The organism is Tepidibacillus infernus (assembly GCF_048898065.1).
In the GTDB taxonomy this organism is placed as follows: domain Bacteria; phylum Bacillota; class Bacilli; order Tepidibacillales; family Tepidibacillaceae; genus Tepidibacillus_B; species Tepidibacillus_B infernus.
The window spans coordinates 550594-565388 of record NZ_JBLWFI010000001.1; the positions used below are offsets into that span (position 1 = coordinate 550594).

The 14795-nt window shown below is 33.9% G+C and carries 17 protein-coding genes and 1 tRNA gene; 12 read left to right on the top strand and 6 right to left on the bottom strand.

The features are described from left to right. Positions 1-29 precede the first annotated feature (29 nt). Positions 30-1280 (top strand): helix-turn-helix domain-containing protein, encoded by a 1251-nt coding sequence (locus TEPIDINF_RS02775; protein WP_068723494.1) that lies wholly within the window; start codon positions 30-32, stop codon positions 1278-1280. A gap of 297 nt (positions 1281-1577) precedes the next feature. On the opposite strand, the gene TEPIDINF_RS02780 is transcribed toward TEPIDINF_RS02775, so the two are convergent. The 4 genes from TEPIDINF_RS02780 to selD form a co-directional block, all read right to left on the bottom strand. After that, positions 1578-2051, bottom strand: a complete 474-nt coding sequence (locus tag TEPIDINF_RS02780; protein WP_201024140.1) for a transposase — start codon at positions 2049-2051, stop codon at positions 1578-1580. Between the two features lie 69 nt (positions 2052-2120). Then, positions 2121-2375 (bottom strand): transposase, encoded by a 255-nt coding sequence (locus TEPIDINF_RS02785; RefSeq protein ID WP_201024203.1) that lies wholly within the window; start codon positions 2373-2375, stop codon positions 2121-2123. After that, positions 2303-2668 (bottom strand): hypothetical protein, encoded by a 366-nt coding sequence (locus TEPIDINF_RS02790; protein WP_421691317.1) that lies wholly within the window; start codon positions 2666-2668, stop codon positions 2303-2305. The genes TEPIDINF_RS02785 and TEPIDINF_RS02790 overlap by 73 nt, the downstream gene beginning before the upstream one ends. 257 nt (positions 2669-2925) lie before the next feature. Beyond that, positions 2926-3972 carry a selenide, water dikinase SelD gene (selD, locus tag TEPIDINF_RS02795; RefSeq protein ID WP_082732571.1) on the bottom strand — a complete coding sequence of 349 codons (1047 nt, stop codon included), beginning with the start codon at positions 3970-3972 and terminating at the stop codon, positions 2926-2928. Between the two features lie 182 nt (positions 3973-4154). Here selD and thiI point away from each other — a divergent pair, with 182 nt between their 5' ends. From thiI to TEPIDINF_RS02810, 3 genes are all read left to right on the top strand, one after another. Then, the gene (thiI, locus tag TEPIDINF_RS02800) at positions 4155-5381 is read left to right on the top strand and encodes a tRNA uracil 4-sulfurtransferase ThiI (protein ID WP_421691318.1); all 1227 of its coding nucleotides are present in this window, start codon (positions 4155-4157) and stop codon (positions 5379-5381) included. A gap of 217 nt (positions 5382-5598) precedes the next feature. Beyond that, positions 5599-6186, top strand: a complete 588-nt coding sequence (locus TEPIDINF_RS02805; protein WP_421691319.1) for a YkoP family protein — start codon at positions 5599-5601, stop codon at positions 6184-6186. Further along, positions 6183-7331: an MGDG synthase family glycosyltransferase gene (locus tag TEPIDINF_RS02810; protein WP_421691320.1), complete on the top strand. Its 1149-nt coding sequence runs from the start codon at positions 6183-6185 to the stop codon at positions 7329-7331. The genes TEPIDINF_RS02805 and TEPIDINF_RS02810 overlap by 4 nt, the downstream gene beginning before the upstream one ends. Positions 7332-7400: 69 nt before the next feature. Here TEPIDINF_RS02810 and TEPIDINF_RS02815 read toward each other — a convergent pair whose 3' ends face one another. Together TEPIDINF_RS02815 and TEPIDINF_RS02820 are read right to left on the bottom strand one after the other, a co-directional pair. Then, positions 7401-8201 (bottom strand): metallophosphoesterase, encoded by an 801-nt coding sequence (locus TEPIDINF_RS02815; protein WP_068723509.1) that lies wholly within the window; start codon positions 8199-8201, stop codon positions 7401-7403. A 158-nt stretch (positions 8202-8359) separates the two neighbouring features. Then, positions 8360-8434, bottom strand: a tRNA-Gln gene (locus tag TEPIDINF_RS02820). 159 nt (positions 8435-8593) lie between these two features. Between TEPIDINF_RS02820 and TEPIDINF_RS02825 the strand changes: the two genes are divergently transcribed. From TEPIDINF_RS02825 to TEPIDINF_RS02860, 8 genes are all read left to right on the top strand, one after another. Continuing rightward, a complete protein-coding gene (locus TEPIDINF_RS02825; protein ID WP_421691321.1) occupies positions 8594-10474 on the top strand; it encodes a monovalent cation:proton antiporter family protein in 1881 nt (626 codons plus the stop codon). Between the two features lie 175 nt (positions 10475-10649). After that, positions 10650-11720 carry a GspE/PulE family protein gene (locus TEPIDINF_RS02830; protein ID WP_268807449.1) on the top strand — a complete coding sequence of 357 codons (1071 nt, stop codon included), beginning with the start codon at positions 10650-10652 and terminating at the stop codon, positions 11718-11720. Next, the gene (locus tag TEPIDINF_RS02835) at positions 11713-12750 is read left to right on the top strand and encodes a type II secretion system F family protein (RefSeq protein ID WP_421691322.1); all 1038 of its coding nucleotides are present in this window, start codon (positions 11713-11715) and stop codon (positions 12748-12750) included. Before TEPIDINF_RS02830 ends, TEPIDINF_RS02835 begins: the two co-directional genes overlap by 8 nt. 25 nt (positions 12751-12775) lie before the next feature. Beyond that, positions 12776-13144, top strand: a complete 369-nt coding sequence (locus TEPIDINF_RS02840) for a competence type IV pilus major pilin ComGC (protein ID WP_069797642.1) — start codon at positions 12776-12778, stop codon at positions 13142-13144. Position 13145: 1 nt separating this feature from the next. Continuing rightward, positions 13146-13589: a hypothetical protein gene (locus TEPIDINF_RS02845; protein WP_068723520.1), complete on the top strand. Its 444-nt coding sequence runs from the start codon at positions 13146-13148 to the stop codon at positions 13587-13589. After that, positions 13576-13920 (top strand): hypothetical protein, encoded by a 345-nt coding sequence (locus tag TEPIDINF_RS02850; protein WP_421691323.1) that lies wholly within the window; start codon positions 13576-13578, stop codon positions 13918-13920. The genes TEPIDINF_RS02845 and TEPIDINF_RS02850 overlap by 14 nt, the downstream gene beginning before the upstream one ends. After that, the gene (locus TEPIDINF_RS02855; RefSeq protein ID WP_421691324.1) at positions 13851-14378 is read left to right on the top strand and encodes a hypothetical protein; all 528 of its coding nucleotides are present in this window, start codon (positions 13851-13853) and stop codon (positions 14376-14378) included. Before TEPIDINF_RS02850 ends, TEPIDINF_RS02855 begins: the two co-directional genes overlap by 70 nt. Further along, a complete protein-coding gene (locus tag TEPIDINF_RS02860) occupies positions 14375-14770 on the top strand; it encodes a hypothetical protein (protein ID WP_421691325.1) in 396 nt (131 codons plus the stop codon). Before TEPIDINF_RS02855 ends, TEPIDINF_RS02860 begins: the two co-directional genes overlap by 4 nt. The last annotated feature ends 25 nt before the right edge of the window (positions 14771-14795 follow it).

The following is a 14795-nucleotide window of genomic DNA, read 5'->3' on the forward strand; positions in this document are numbered from 1 at the left end:
AGTTTCCCAACTTCAAGGGGGTGGTATTTTTGAAGACAGGTGATAAAATAAGATACCATAGAATACAGAAAGGAATTACTCAAGAACAATTAGCTGACGGAATTATTTCTAAATCTTATTTAAGCAAGATCGAAAATAACACGGCTAAACCACATCGAGATGTCGTCAATCTTCTGTTTAAAAGACTAGAGATTCCCTCATTGGAAGAAGATACACAGAGGATTAAAGAAATAAATAGAAAACTGGATGAGTGGTATGAAGTAGTAAAAAGTAGAGATAAAGATAATGCTATCAAAATGGAAAAGTCTATTAGTAATGACATAAGTAGAATTGAAGATACAACTGTATTCATCCGATTTCGATTATTTTCATTAAGACACCATCTATTATTATATAATTTCGATGAAAGCAAGAAGATCATTCAAGAATTCAAAGCATTAGAGAAACATCTTCCCGATAAACAAAAGTACTATTTCTATTACTTTTATGGACTTTATCAATATTTACATAACAATTTTTCAGAATCATTAGATTATTACTCAAAAGCAGAAAAAATCGGCTATCAAATTCATATTGATGAACCCGAATTGACTTACTTAATATCCCTCGTTCACACTAGGCTAAATCATGTTACCTTAGCCATACATTATGCAAATACTGCTTTAGATCTATCCAATCAAAATATGGATTACCTACGCAGTGTCGAAACCCAATCTATTTTAGCCATTAATTACATGCGTATTAAAGAGTATGATAAAGCAAAACATCATTTGGAAAAATCTTTAAAAATCACTGAAAAACACAATGACCCATATCTGATAAGCAATATATACCACAATCTGGGGTATATGTACTCTAAGGTAGATCAACACGATTTAGCTATTGATTATTATCACAAGAGTTTAAATCTAAAAAAAGGATGTCATGAACGGATAACCAATACAATTTATTACTTGGCTGAAAGTTATTATGCCGTCAAGAATATTGAAGATGCAACAAGATGGATTAAAAAGGGACTTAAAATTACTGAAAAATATAACATTATCACTAATCAAATAAAATTATATCTTCTACAATTAGAATATAACATTGATCAAGAGCAATCGCGTAAATATATCGAAGAAATAGCGATCCGTTACCTTCAAGAAAAACAAAATTGGAAAGAATTAAGTGAAGCTGCAGAAAAATTATCTAATTATTATGCCAATCAACAATCCTATAAAAAGAGTCAAGATTATTGCTGTTTGGCTAATGATGCCAGAAAAAATATTCAAATGTGAGGTGATAATAATGAAGAAGCTGGTATTTTCTTTAATATTCAGCATCCTAGCTATAACTTCTCTGGTACAAGTCACTATTTTTGCTGAAGAGCCCCCTAAAGCTACAAGTGTTCAAATAGACAAATAATTACATACTAGAAGGGGGTGTCGCAAAACTACCTTAGGTAGTTAGCGGCGCTCTCTTTTTATGTTGAAAATAAAAAATCAGCCCATCTTTGGAGAAACTCCCTCCGTGGCATGGCTGATTTTAGACATGGATAAATAAGCCTTCAACTCAAGGCTTTTTTCGATAATATATTATGCTATTTTTAGATCATGAAGCGACTTTCCAACACGGTCTTTCTGAATTTTTGCATGAAGTTTATTCACGTTATAACCAAAGCATAAGAGAATAAACTCATTTTTGACGCTGTTTTTGCCACGTGTTAAGAATCGATTAAAATCGTAGTCGTTTTTTAGGACGCCGAAAGCTCCTTCTACCTGAATGGAACGATTGACTCTTAACAACGTCCCTTCCTCGGATGTAATATTCTCATATAATACCTGACGTTTTTCAATAAACGTTTTAGATACTTGCATCTTTCTGTTCCCTTTTGCCTTTGTACATTTTGTACATTTCGTTTTGAATTGGCATCCACTACAATCTTCGCATTCATAAACGGTTAATTCGGATCGGTAACCTGTTGCTGATGTTCTATGGGTGATTCCAATGGGCTTAAGCTGTTTTCTATTGTGACAGGTATATTCATCTGTCTGTTCATTGTAAAACATATTTTCTCGTTTACTAATGTTATTTTTAAAACTTTTCTTTTTCCATTGTTCATAGGTTTGAGGCTTTATTTAATAAGTCTGCTCTTTTCCTTCCAGATAAAGATAATTTTCTTCGCTTTTATATCCAGAGTCTGCAATGATGTTCTGATACCACATTTTTAGATGGGATTCCATTTCGTCTAAAAAAGGAATAAGGGTTGTGGTATCATTTCGATCTTGAAATATCCCAACTCCTGTTACATACTCACTCTCTACCCAATCTGAACGTTGTAAGCAGGTTTTAATTGAGCATTGCGCATATGGTCGTCTTTCATATGCATGAATGTCGCATCTGTATCTGTCTTGGAGTAGCTGTTTCTTCCTTCAAATAATTGGTTGTGGGTATTGTATCTCTCCTGACGTTCATAGTAAGTCTGCAATTCTTCTGTCAACTTCTGCAGTTTGGTCTTCCGTTTTCCAATTCCATGAACGAACTCGATTTGTTCTTGCTTTCGTTTTTCTTCTAAGTGGGTAAGTATGACTCTTAGATCATCTAATAAGGTTTCCTTGGTTACTTTAAAGTTGGTCTCATAGGCCAGATTCATTTCCTCGATAAAGGATTGAATATTCACATACATCTTGGCTTCATTTAAATAAAGAAACCATAGAATTTCTCGCTGGCGGAGGGAATATTTTAGAGGTGTATATAGAAGGAAAATGGGAACCTTTTAACAAATTGTATCCAAAAGACGAATAGGGAAATTTCAGAAAAAAGGAGCAATCTGTAAGGCTATAGATTACTCCTTTTTTGATACTAACTACAATACAATCACCCACTACCTTTTACGTGAAGCTTTGTTACCATATGAACGTGGGTGCTTCCTGATGATGATATTTATACCACATGAATTTTTCCAGGGTGTTTATCCGTAACTTCTCCGATTATCTGTGCATCTTTCACACCAAGGCCGTGCATTTTTTGAAGCAAGTCTTCTGCAGCCTTTCCTTCTAAAGCAACAAGTAATCCGCCAGAAGTAACGGCATCGGCAAGTAAGAGTTGATCATATTGGTCTATGTGATCCTCAAATATAACATGTTGGGAAACCCATTTCAGGTTATCCCTGCTACCTGCTGGAACGTGTTTATTGATTGCCAGCTCTTTGGTACCATCAAGAATTTCAACTTTTGCTGAATCGATCACAAGCCCCACGTTTGTGTTCTGTACCATTTCAAGAGAATGACCTAATAATCCAAATCCTGTCACATCTGTTACAGCAGAAACAGGATAGCCTTTCATTGCTTCAGCAGCATATTTGTTTAAAAAGGCCATCACTTCAGTCACTCGCTCGATCCGTTTTTGATCAAGGACGCCATCTTTTATTGCCTTTGTTTGGATACCAACACCAATTGGTTTGGTTAGGATTAATTTGTCCCCAGGTTTTGCTTCATGATTTGTCCATATCTCATTTGGGTGAGCTGTACCTGTTACCGATAAACCAATGAGCGGTTCAACATTATCTGTAGAATGGCCGCCGATTAAAATAGCACCAGCTTCTTTGATCTTATCTGCACTTCCTTTAAGAATTTCTGCTAACATTTCAGGTCCTAGCTTGTGAATAGGATAACCAACAATGTTCATTACTGTCAATGGTATCCCACCCATTGCATAGACATCACTTAATGCGTTGGCAGCGGCAATTTGCCCGTACATATATGGATCATCAACAATCGGTGTGAAAAAATCCACCGTTTGGATTAAAGCTAAATCATCGGAAAGTTTGTAAACACCAGCATCATCAGGGGTTTCTAAGCCAATTAATACATTTTCATTAAATTCTTGCTTTGGTAAATAACGCAAAACTTGCGCTAGGTCCTCAGGACCAATTTTGCAACCTCATCCAGATTTATTAGTGGTTTGTGTTAAACGAATTTTTTCGTTCATATTCAGCAAATCCATTATTGAAACCCCTCCTTTTGCAAAAACTATATATTATTATAATAAATTTTTGGAAGAAAATCCTGTTTTATTTGAAAATAAGTTTTCTTTTGGAGTTTTATCTACTACTAATCTTTGGTATATTTTAATAGGCAACAACATTAGTAAGGAAAAGAAGGGTGTTTTCAATGCATTATGACTATATTCTAGTTCGTTATGGAGAAATTGCTTTAAAAGGGAAGAATCGTTATCGATTTGAAGATAGATTGGTACAAAATATCCGAAATGTACTTAAAGATTTACCCCAGGCAAAAGTAACAAAAACGTTTGGTCGTATCTATGTAGAACTAAATGGTTCACCTTATAAAATCGTAATTGAACGTCTAAAAAAAGTGTTTGGACTTATTTCATTTAGCCCTGTTAAAAAAACTGGGTTGGAATTAGAACAGATTAAAACCACAGCTTTAGAAGTGATAGAACAACTAAAACCGATCCCAAAAACGTTTAAAGTGGAAACGAAAAGACCATACAAATTATTTCCACTCAATTCTCCTGAAGTTACGAATGAAGTAGGGGGACATCTCTTAAGAAATATTCAAGGATTAAAGGTGGATGTTCACCATCCTGATACAACCGTTATGGTTGAAATTAGAGAAGAAGGTGTTTTTATCTACTCAGAAGTCATTAAGGGAATTGGTGGGATGCCAGCTGGAACTAGTGGCAAAGGGATTGCTTTACTTTCAGGTGGAATCGATAGTCCTGTTTCTTCTTGGTATGCGATGAAAAGAGGATTATTGGTTGAAGGCATTCATTTTCATACATATCCTTTAACTACTGAAGAGTCGATTCAAAAGGTAATTGATTTAGCGCAAGCCCTTTCATATTTTTCAGGGCAATTTAAAGTTCATATGGTTCCTTTTTTGGAAATTCAAAAGGAAATCAAAACATATGCTCCAGAAAGTCATAATATCACCATGATGCGTAGGTTTTTCTTCCGTATAGCGGAAAGACTTGCAGAAAGAAGAGGGGCTTTATCTCTTATTACAGGTGAAAGCTTAGGACAAGTGGCAAGTCAAACATTAGAAAGTATGTATGCGATCAATCAAGTTGTACATACCCCTATTATTAGGCCGCTAATTACGATGGACAAATTGGATATTATTGAAGTTGCTCAAAAAATAGGAACATATAAAGCTTCGATACGGCCTTTTGAGGATTGTTGCTCTTTATTTGTTCCAAGAAATCCTGCTACCAAGCCATCCATAAAAATAGCAGAGAAGGCAGAAAGTTATATGGATATCGACCAACTGGTAGAGGATGCTCTTGCTAATACTCGTGTTATAACGGTCACACCCCATTCAAAGATCAAAGCAAAAGATCTTCTTTTTACGGATATTAAAGTTTTTACTAAGTAAACGAATCGGATTTAATCTTAGAAAAGCATAACTTGTCAGTTATTCCGAAAGGATTTTGAAGATATAACGAATAAAATAATCAAGTGGTAATGAATAAAGTGAATCGAAGAAAGATCAAAAAAACAGTATCGATTTTGATACTGTTTTTTTGTATGGCTTATACAGAATTTGGGAACTATAAATATGCTGAAAATCTTTCTAGAAAGGGGAAAATAATGTGAATGCTGGATTATTACAAGCATGGAGAGCGTTTGATTTTATATACCAGCATATGACAAGATTAGAGTATGTGGATAAGGAAAACGGAAATATTTTCCGAGTTGTCTTTTGTAAATATCATGGCCCAGATTTAGTAACAAGCGATGGAACACATATTTCTAAAGGCGACCCTATTGTCAAATTACATATCCATAATTGGGGGTTAGCAAATCGTTTACAGGGTATCAACAATGAGGCAAGGCTTGGTTTAATCACATTTAGAATCGTAAAAGATTCTTTACCCACCCTTGCAACTTATATTGAAGATCATCCAAAGGGGAATGCTGTTAAAGCAGTGATAGGCACAACTTTTTTACATCGAGGTGTAAATCGACTTGGTTTTGATGTACACCCAGTTCCAGATTTATTAAGATTCCGTATTAAAAATCAATATTTAAAATTGATTTTATTTCTAATCCACCCAAACGGGATCAAACGATTAAAAAGGAAACCAGAAGAGCTTGTACTTAAAAGGGTATACATATCCAAAAACCATTTACTTAATCAATATGGAACAGCTTCACAGCAAATGGAGGAGCTAATGTGAAAGTTTTAATTGTTACAGAAGTCATCGCTGGCAGAGGACACTATAAGGCGGCAGAGTCCATTCTAAAGTCAATAAAAGATCAATATCCAACCCATGAGGTAAAAATCGTAAATATATTATCCATTGTAAGTAAACGCATTGAAAGAATAGTACAAGCCATCTATTTAAGCATGATTACAAAAAGGCCCCAATTATGGGGTTGGATATATAAAAAAGAAACACGTTTGTCATTCCTATTCAAAGAATTACTAGCTGATCTAATAAGATGGAAATTAGAGAAGTTTATTTCAGATGAAGTCCCACAAGTGGTTATTGCAACTCATGCTAGTGGCCTTGGTGCATTATCCAAAATAAAAGAAAAGCATCATTTTCTATTAGGAGCGGTTTTTACAGATTATCATCTTAATAGCTTTTGGATTCATTCAAATATTGATTATTATTGTGTCGGTCATGAAAGTTTAAAAGAAAAACTAATCACTAACTATCAGATTGATCCGGAAAAAATATATGTTACTGGTATCCCGATAGACCCGATTTTTGCTAAATCCCATCAGCGTCAACAAGTAAATAAAAGGAACAGTGAAAAAGGAGAGAAAGATTCTTTTCGGATACTCGTTATGGGGGGAGGATTAGGGTTTGGGGGAATAAAGGAGATTATTGGCGCTCTAAACCAAATAAAAGAAATACCGATATCTGTTACAATTATTACTGGAACAAACCAGCATTTATTTGATGATATCACTAAAATGAAAAGCACCTTAAATTATCCAATCCAGTTGCTGCAATATACTGAAGAAGTTTATCTGATCATGAAGAACAACGATGTACTAATTACCAAACCTGGAGGGATGACGGTATCTGAAGCGTTAACTGTACCCATTCCTATACTCATCTATAAACCGATTCCTGGACAAGAAGAACACAACGCTAATTTCCTTGTTAAAAATCATTCAGCCATTCGAATCAACCATATTGAATATATTCCCTATTGGATTAAATACCTTTACCATCATCCCAATCTGTTAACAAAACTTAAAAATCATCAAGCTCGTATTGCCAAACCATCTTCTGCTTTGTTCATCTCCTCCTTATTTTTAAAAAATGAAGTACGTGATGAAAACATGCAAAAAATGATACAAAAATAGGCTGTTTACTTTTACAGTAAACAGCCTATTTCTTAAAGCTTCAAAGGAAAAACGCCACGTTTATGGTTTTTAAGAAGATAAAGTATGAAGAGTAATTTCTGGTTTGGATCGTAAACGAATATTTATCCCTGTTTGTCCTAAACCCTCGCTAATATAGAATGCTCGTTCTTGATGAAAATGAAGTCCTTTAATTATATTTTGGCGGGCAAGTTTACCCATCTTTACTAAGTGGTAGGGTTTTGGCCAATGAATTTGGCCACCATGAAAATGTCCTGATAATAAATAATCAAAAGAGTAATCAGCCATGTGTAACACAACGTTTGGATCATGAGTTAATACTAGATTGATTCCACTTTTTATCCCGTCAAACGATCTTTTTAAATCACTTCGTTTTGTACTAAAGTCATCAATACCAATGATATTGATGGTTTGATTGCCAATTTGGATGGTCCTATTTTCATTTCTTAAAACAACTGCTCCCGTTTTTTCAATCGCTTCTTGAAAAATATTTATTTTTTCTCGTAACAAATAATCGTGATTTCCAAAGACCACATAAATCCCGTATTTTGGTTTTAGATGATGTAATACCTTTAGATAGTCTAAAAATTTATCGATATTTTTGATTCTTTCTAGATAATCACCTGTCAGCGCAATGATATCAATTTTTTGCCCCTTTAATTGCTGAGATAATTGCTCTGGTGTAATAGAGATATTCTCCATATGAAGATCGGAAAGATGCAAGATATGAAGCGGTTTTAAATCTTTATGATTTATATTTAAATGAACTTCTCTAAATTCGGGATGATAGGTATTTTTGTGTGCATGGTAATAGAGTAAAATCAAAGTTGCAATCAGAATAAACCATATCATTTTTGTCACCTTTTCTATCAATTGAGATACAATATCAATATTAAAGGCAATATGGATGAATGTATATGCTTAAATATTGGAAAACAAATGAGAAAAACAAAAAACATGTAGCTAGAAAGCGTACATGTCATGATTTCAAATTGTAAATTTTTTTAAATTGGCTGGGCTGGCAGGATTTGAACCTACGAATGACGGAGTCAAAGTCCGTTGCCTTACCGCTTGGCTACAGCCCATCAACTTGACAATCATTATGTTTTGCAAAACGTCGAAAAAATATTCAAGATTTTAAAGATTAAACTTTTACTGTAGATAACTTGTTGTTTTTCTAATAGAATAGTCGATATCTTATTTTTTTGGATTCTGGGAAACATAGGAATATGGAGGTGCACGTTGTGGAAGATACCAGTTTTTCGTTTACTTCATTATTGATCGTAACGGTTCTTTCGTTTATTGTTCCAATCGTTATAACCAAGTTAAAAAGAATTCATATCCCTATTGTAGTAGGCGAAATTTTAGCAGGGATTTTAATTGGCAAAAGCGGTTTTAACTTAGTGGCCATGGATGATTGGTTAAATTTTATCATGTTCTTCGGTCTAGCTTATTTGATGTTTACTTCAGGGTTAGAAATAGACTTTAATATTTTATTTGATAAAACAAACCGAGAAAGTGAAAATACCAGGAAATCATGGCAGCACTATTTAAAAAATCCTGTACTATTTTCAACAATTATTTTATTCATAACGTTAATATTCGCTTATTTCGTTTCGTTCGTTATGATGAAGATTCAATTTGTAAAAGACCCTTTACTGATGTCTTTAATTATCGGGACAACCTCATTAGGTGTTGTTGTTCCTATCCTTAAGGAAAAGAAAATATCGGGAACACCATTTGGTCAATATATCATTACAAATGCCGTGATGGCTGATTTTGTAACCATGTTACTCATCTCAGTGGCCGTATCCCTTTTCAAAGGTGGATTTCGCCCAGAAATTCTTTTGGTCTTTGGATTATTATTGCTCGTTTTTGTTTTCTATTGGATTAGTAAAAAATTTGAAGGAAATAAATTGTTTGAAGACTTAGCACATGGTACTGCACAAATCGGGATATGTGGTTCCTTTGCATTGATGCTCATTTTTCTCGTACTTGCTGAATCGATCGGTGTTGAAATGATTCTAGGCGCTTTTTTAGCAGGTGTGGTCGTATCACTAATTAGTCAAAACAGAAGGGAAGAAATTTATCATAAATTAGATGCCATAGGTTTTGGTTTTCTCATTCCCATGTTTTTTATATTGGTTGGTGTAACTTTTGATCTGAATATACTCATTCATAATCCAAAAGCTCTATTATTTGTACCCATTTTATTTATTTTAACCTATCTTGTAAAAGGAACACCTGCATTGCTTTTAAGACTATTTTTTCCTTGGAAGAAAACAATTGCTGGAAGTATCCTCTTAACTACACAAATGAGTGTAACGATAGCAGCAGCCGCTATTGGGCTTCAAGTTGGGGCAATTTCTCCTGAAGTAAATGCAACAATCGTGTTGGTGGCTATTTTAACGAGCATTACCTCCCCGATCTTATTTGGTAAGCTTTTTCCACCATCTTTAGAAGAAAAAGAAGATGAGCATGTATTGATTATTGGAGCAACACAAAATGCCATACTTCTAGCGAAAAATTTACTAAAATCAGGGATGCGAACCTTAATTATTGATTCTGATCGCAAAAAAATTGATGAAGTAACTAGACTTGGCGTTGAGGGAGTTTTTGGAGATGCGATGGATCTTTCCCTATTAGATGAATTAGAAATAGAAAAATCAAAATCAATGATTATTGCAACTGGGAATGATCAAATTAATTTTCAAATTGCCGAGAAGATGGCCAATCAATATCGACTAAACCACTTAGTTGTTTTACTCAGTGATCCAATATTGATTGATAAAGCAAAATCCAATCGTAATATTAGAGTTATCAACCCTAAACTATCTACAGTAAGTCTGTTAATGAATATGATTAAACACCCTTTAGCTGCAGATATTTTAGAGGATCGAAGAGATCTACACATGGAAGAAGTGGAAATCACTAACCCTCGACTAATAGGAATTAGTTTGCGCTACCTTAAATTGGCTAGGGATGTACTGATCTCTTCTATTTATCGTAATGGAGAAACTCTTTTACCGCATGGGGATTCAGAATTTCAGTTTGGGGATATCCTCCTTGTTTTAGGAACCACAGATGCCGTTCAGGAATTTAAACGTCACGCCTCAACGCTATAAGGGCTATAAATAAGCCCTTTCTTCTTTTTATTCTTTAGAGCCTCGTAAGTAATAAAAAAATTAATTTTTTTGTTGAAATAGGAGGGTTCATGTCATGATATGTAGAATAGAAAAAATATTCAAATCATTTACATATTAGAAAAGAAGGTGACGACAAATAGATATCCCACAATATATTGATCAGTTATTAGAGCATTGCCTTTTGCAAGATGCGAGTGATTTACATTTTGAACCCTTTGAGCATCATGCGGTGATTCGCTACAGGGTAGATGGTTTTCTAAAGACCTATGAAAAAATACCTATTTCACAGCACACATTGATTCTTTCGAGAATGAAAGTTTTAGCTGATTTAAAAATTGGAGAGAGGCGGTTACCTCAAGATGGGGCAATCAGTATAAGTGACCGAACACCAGCAATCGATCTAAGAATTTCTACTCTTCCAACTGTTTACGGGGAAAAGATGGCCATAAGAATTTTAAAAAAAGAACCAAAATATAAAGATATTGATGAATTAGGCATGCATCCCCTAGTCAAAGTACAATTTCAAAAATCATTAAAACAAACAACAGGATTAATTTTACTTACAGGGCCAACTAGTTCTGGTAAGACAACCACATTATATACTGCACTTCAATTCCTTAACCAAACCCACCGCAACATTACTACCTTAGAAGACCCAGTTGAATACAAGATAGATGGAATTAACCAGGTTCAAGTTAATAGTCAAATTGGCTTAAATTTCGGAAAAGGTTTACGTGCAATTCTTAGACAAGATCCAAATGTAATCATGATTGGCGAAATTAGAGATCATGAAACTGCAAATATTGCGATTCAATCAGCATTAACAGGTCATTTGATTTTGTCTTCTTTACATACATACGATACGGCAAGTGCCATTACAAGGCTATTAGACATGGGAATAGAACCTTATTTAATTGCCTCATCGATTCGACTTATTCTTGCACAACGACTGGTTAGGAAAAGGTGTTCTTGCAATGGTCAAAACTCAGAATGTTTGATTTGTGGTGGCGATGGTTATCAAGGGAGGTTTGCAGTTTTTGAAATGCTTCCAATTGACGATTCGATTCATGACCTTATTTTGCAACGTGCTTCTGTACATCAAATAAGGGATAAAATGAAGGAAATGAATTTAAAAAGATTACAAGATGAAGTACTAGAGCAAGTACAACTTGGAAAAACAACAATGGAAGAATTTCATCGCGTAATGGTGACGGATTATGAATAGATGGCTTATAAAGTGGAGAGATCATGATTTTGCTGAATTTAGCCGAATGGTTAAAATTCAACTCCAAAATGGGATACCTATACTGTACGGTCTAAAGTTTATAAAAGAAACGTTACCAAAAAAATTAAGGCCAGACATAAAGCAAATCATCTACTTGATAGAACAAGGGGAATCGATTAGTAGGTCTTTGGAACAAATCAAGTTTCCAAAAAGTTATTTATCGATTATTCGTTTAGGGGAGGAACAAGGGGAATTAATAAAGGCATTTGAACAAATGGAATGGTATTATCGTCAAAAAAATCAGTTAAAACAAACGATCAAGTCCGTAATTGCATATCCACTATTTATATTAGTAATGATTCAATTGCTCTTTATATTTTTAGCAACTGTCTTAATTCCTCAATTTCTTCAGTTATACCGAATGATACAAGCAGATATACCTTCCTCAACCAGAAAACTCATCTCTAGCTATTATTTTTTTCAAAACAATCTATGGTGGATTTTACTATTGTTTGCTGTTTTGCTGGGATTGTTTTTCTATCTAAGACAAAAGAATCGATTTCGGAAGAATTTGATTTTGTTGTTATTGAAACTACCCTTTTCAAGAAGAGTTCTTTTACAAAAATATACTTATTTGTTTAGCTTTCATCTAGGAACCTTTTTAAATAGTGGTGTTTCTTTTTTAAAAGGGATTGAGCTATTGCTTGAATATGATGACCCTTTAATTAAAGAAACTAGTTTCAGAATGAAAGAGTTGATGTTACAAGGAAATTCAGTAAGTGAATCAATGAAGCAAGAGCTTATTTTTTTGCCTTCTTTTGCTGAAAATCTTAAGTTTTATGAAGAGACAGGATCTTTAGACACAGGTTTACAATATATTTCTACCCAATTACAAAATCAAATTGAACATGAACTTAACCAAAAGTTAAAATGGCTTGAACCATTTCTTCTCATGGTTTCGGGGGCGTATGTCTTTCTAATCATTTATACCTTATTTTCACCGCTTTTTTATTTAATGGATTCTTTATAAAAATTAGAAATGGGGGGATAATGCGATGAGATTTAAAAATGAGAAAGGTTTTACTTTAATTGAGCTTTTAATATCAATCTTTATTATTGGCGTTATTTTGGCTATTTCAATGCCTAATTTAAAAGCCTCTGGGGAAAAAGCACAAGCGAAAGCATGTCAAGCTAATCAAAAATTGATCTATGTGCAAATGGAAAATTATTACTTAGAACATCATCAATATCCTAATCAAGATGGTTTCTTAAATGAATTATATAAAGAGCAATTATTAGATCAAATCCCAATCTGTTCAGCTGATGGGACATATTCCTATGAATTAGTAATTGATGCCATAAGTGGACAAGAGAGATTAAAAATCAGGTGTTCAATTCCGGAACACAATATTGGCGAGGAATAAGATGGAGAAGAAATTTATTTCTGAAAAAGGATTTGTTTATTTTGAATTATTGATGACTTTGTTTATCGTGAGTTTGCTTTTCTCACTAACGATTCCATCTTTTCAATCCTTGTCCTCTCATTTTGAAATAGAAAATTGGATTGAACAATTTACCGCGGATTACTATTGGGCTCAACAAGAAGCGGTTGATTCAGATCAATGGGTGGAAATATTATTTAAACCTGCATTTTATTCATATGAGATACGTAATGGCAATGGATCTTTAAAAAAGGTGTATTATGATTCAAGTATTAAGGTAACGGAAAATTTGTTAAACCACCGTATTATGTTTAATGGTTTTGGTCAACTCGCTCAACAAAGTGGTACGATTACTGTTAAAAACGCTAAAATAACGAAGAAGATCGTTATTCAGCTATTAACGGGGCAGATCCATGTGGAATCATAAAGGGGCTATTCTGATTGAAACGTTAGTATCCATTTTTATATTTAGTGTCATTTTAATGAGCTACATTCCCATCTATTCGCAAGTGGTTAAAGAGAAAGAACAACGGAAAATGTATGATCAAGCTATCATACTGGCTAGAAAAGAATTGGAAGAAACCCAATTAACACTAGTTTCAAGTACAAAACAAATCGACTCTTATTTGGTTGAAGTAAAAGTCAGTTCTTATTTGGAAAATATTCTAGAATTAAAGGTGACAGTGAAATGGGAAGAGTTAGGATTGGGCAAACAAAGGCAGGTAGTTTTAAGAAAACTGATTTATTCGCCTACCTAAGAAATATAAAAGGATTTACCTATCTCGAATTATTGATCTCCATTTCCTTTTTATCCTTTATGTTACTGTTTTTGGCTAGCCTTCTTTTAATGACTATAAATGAAAAGAATGAGCAACGAAATACAATGATCTTACAACATTCTTATCAAATAGGATATCAATATTTAAGATCTGAGGTCTTAAAAAGTGAAGATATCTATGGTGGAGGCTTGTTTCCTTTTTATCTACAACACGGAGAAGATACTCAAGTTTTTCGGACAGCAGGGGATAAAGTAATTCGATCGATTAGAAAAGGAATTGGTCCATTTGAAGGGTCAGTTGTTGTTTTTGAATATGTTGACCAGATCCGTTTTGAAGTATTACCTAACCATAAAGGAATTCGTCTGTTTGGTCAATTAAAGGAAGGAAATAGCATCTTTTCATTTGATGAGGTTATCCTAAGAAGGGTAGGGCAGTGAAAATGGCTGTTGGAAATGAAAAAGGTTCTGTTCTTTTAGCTATTTTAGTTGCATTTACTTTATTACTATTTTCGTTATTTCCCATCATAAATAATCTGATCATATGGAAAGAGAATCTACAAAAGATGGAACAAGAAGCTAACACAGATTACTTATTAGAGTCTGGTATCGCTTTGGCACTTCATGATCTACAACAAGAACCTGATTTCCTAGGAAATAGGACCTATGTTTACAATGGAAATACTTATGTTATACAATTTACCCCAGAAGTAAGCTCTGATCCATTAACAGTAAACTTGAATATTCAAATACCAGCATTAACACAAAAGGAATTAAAAGTTGATGTCAATACAGATACCTACACGATACAATATTGGGAAGAAAGTTTTTAGGATAGGGCGCAGTAGCTAATATAGG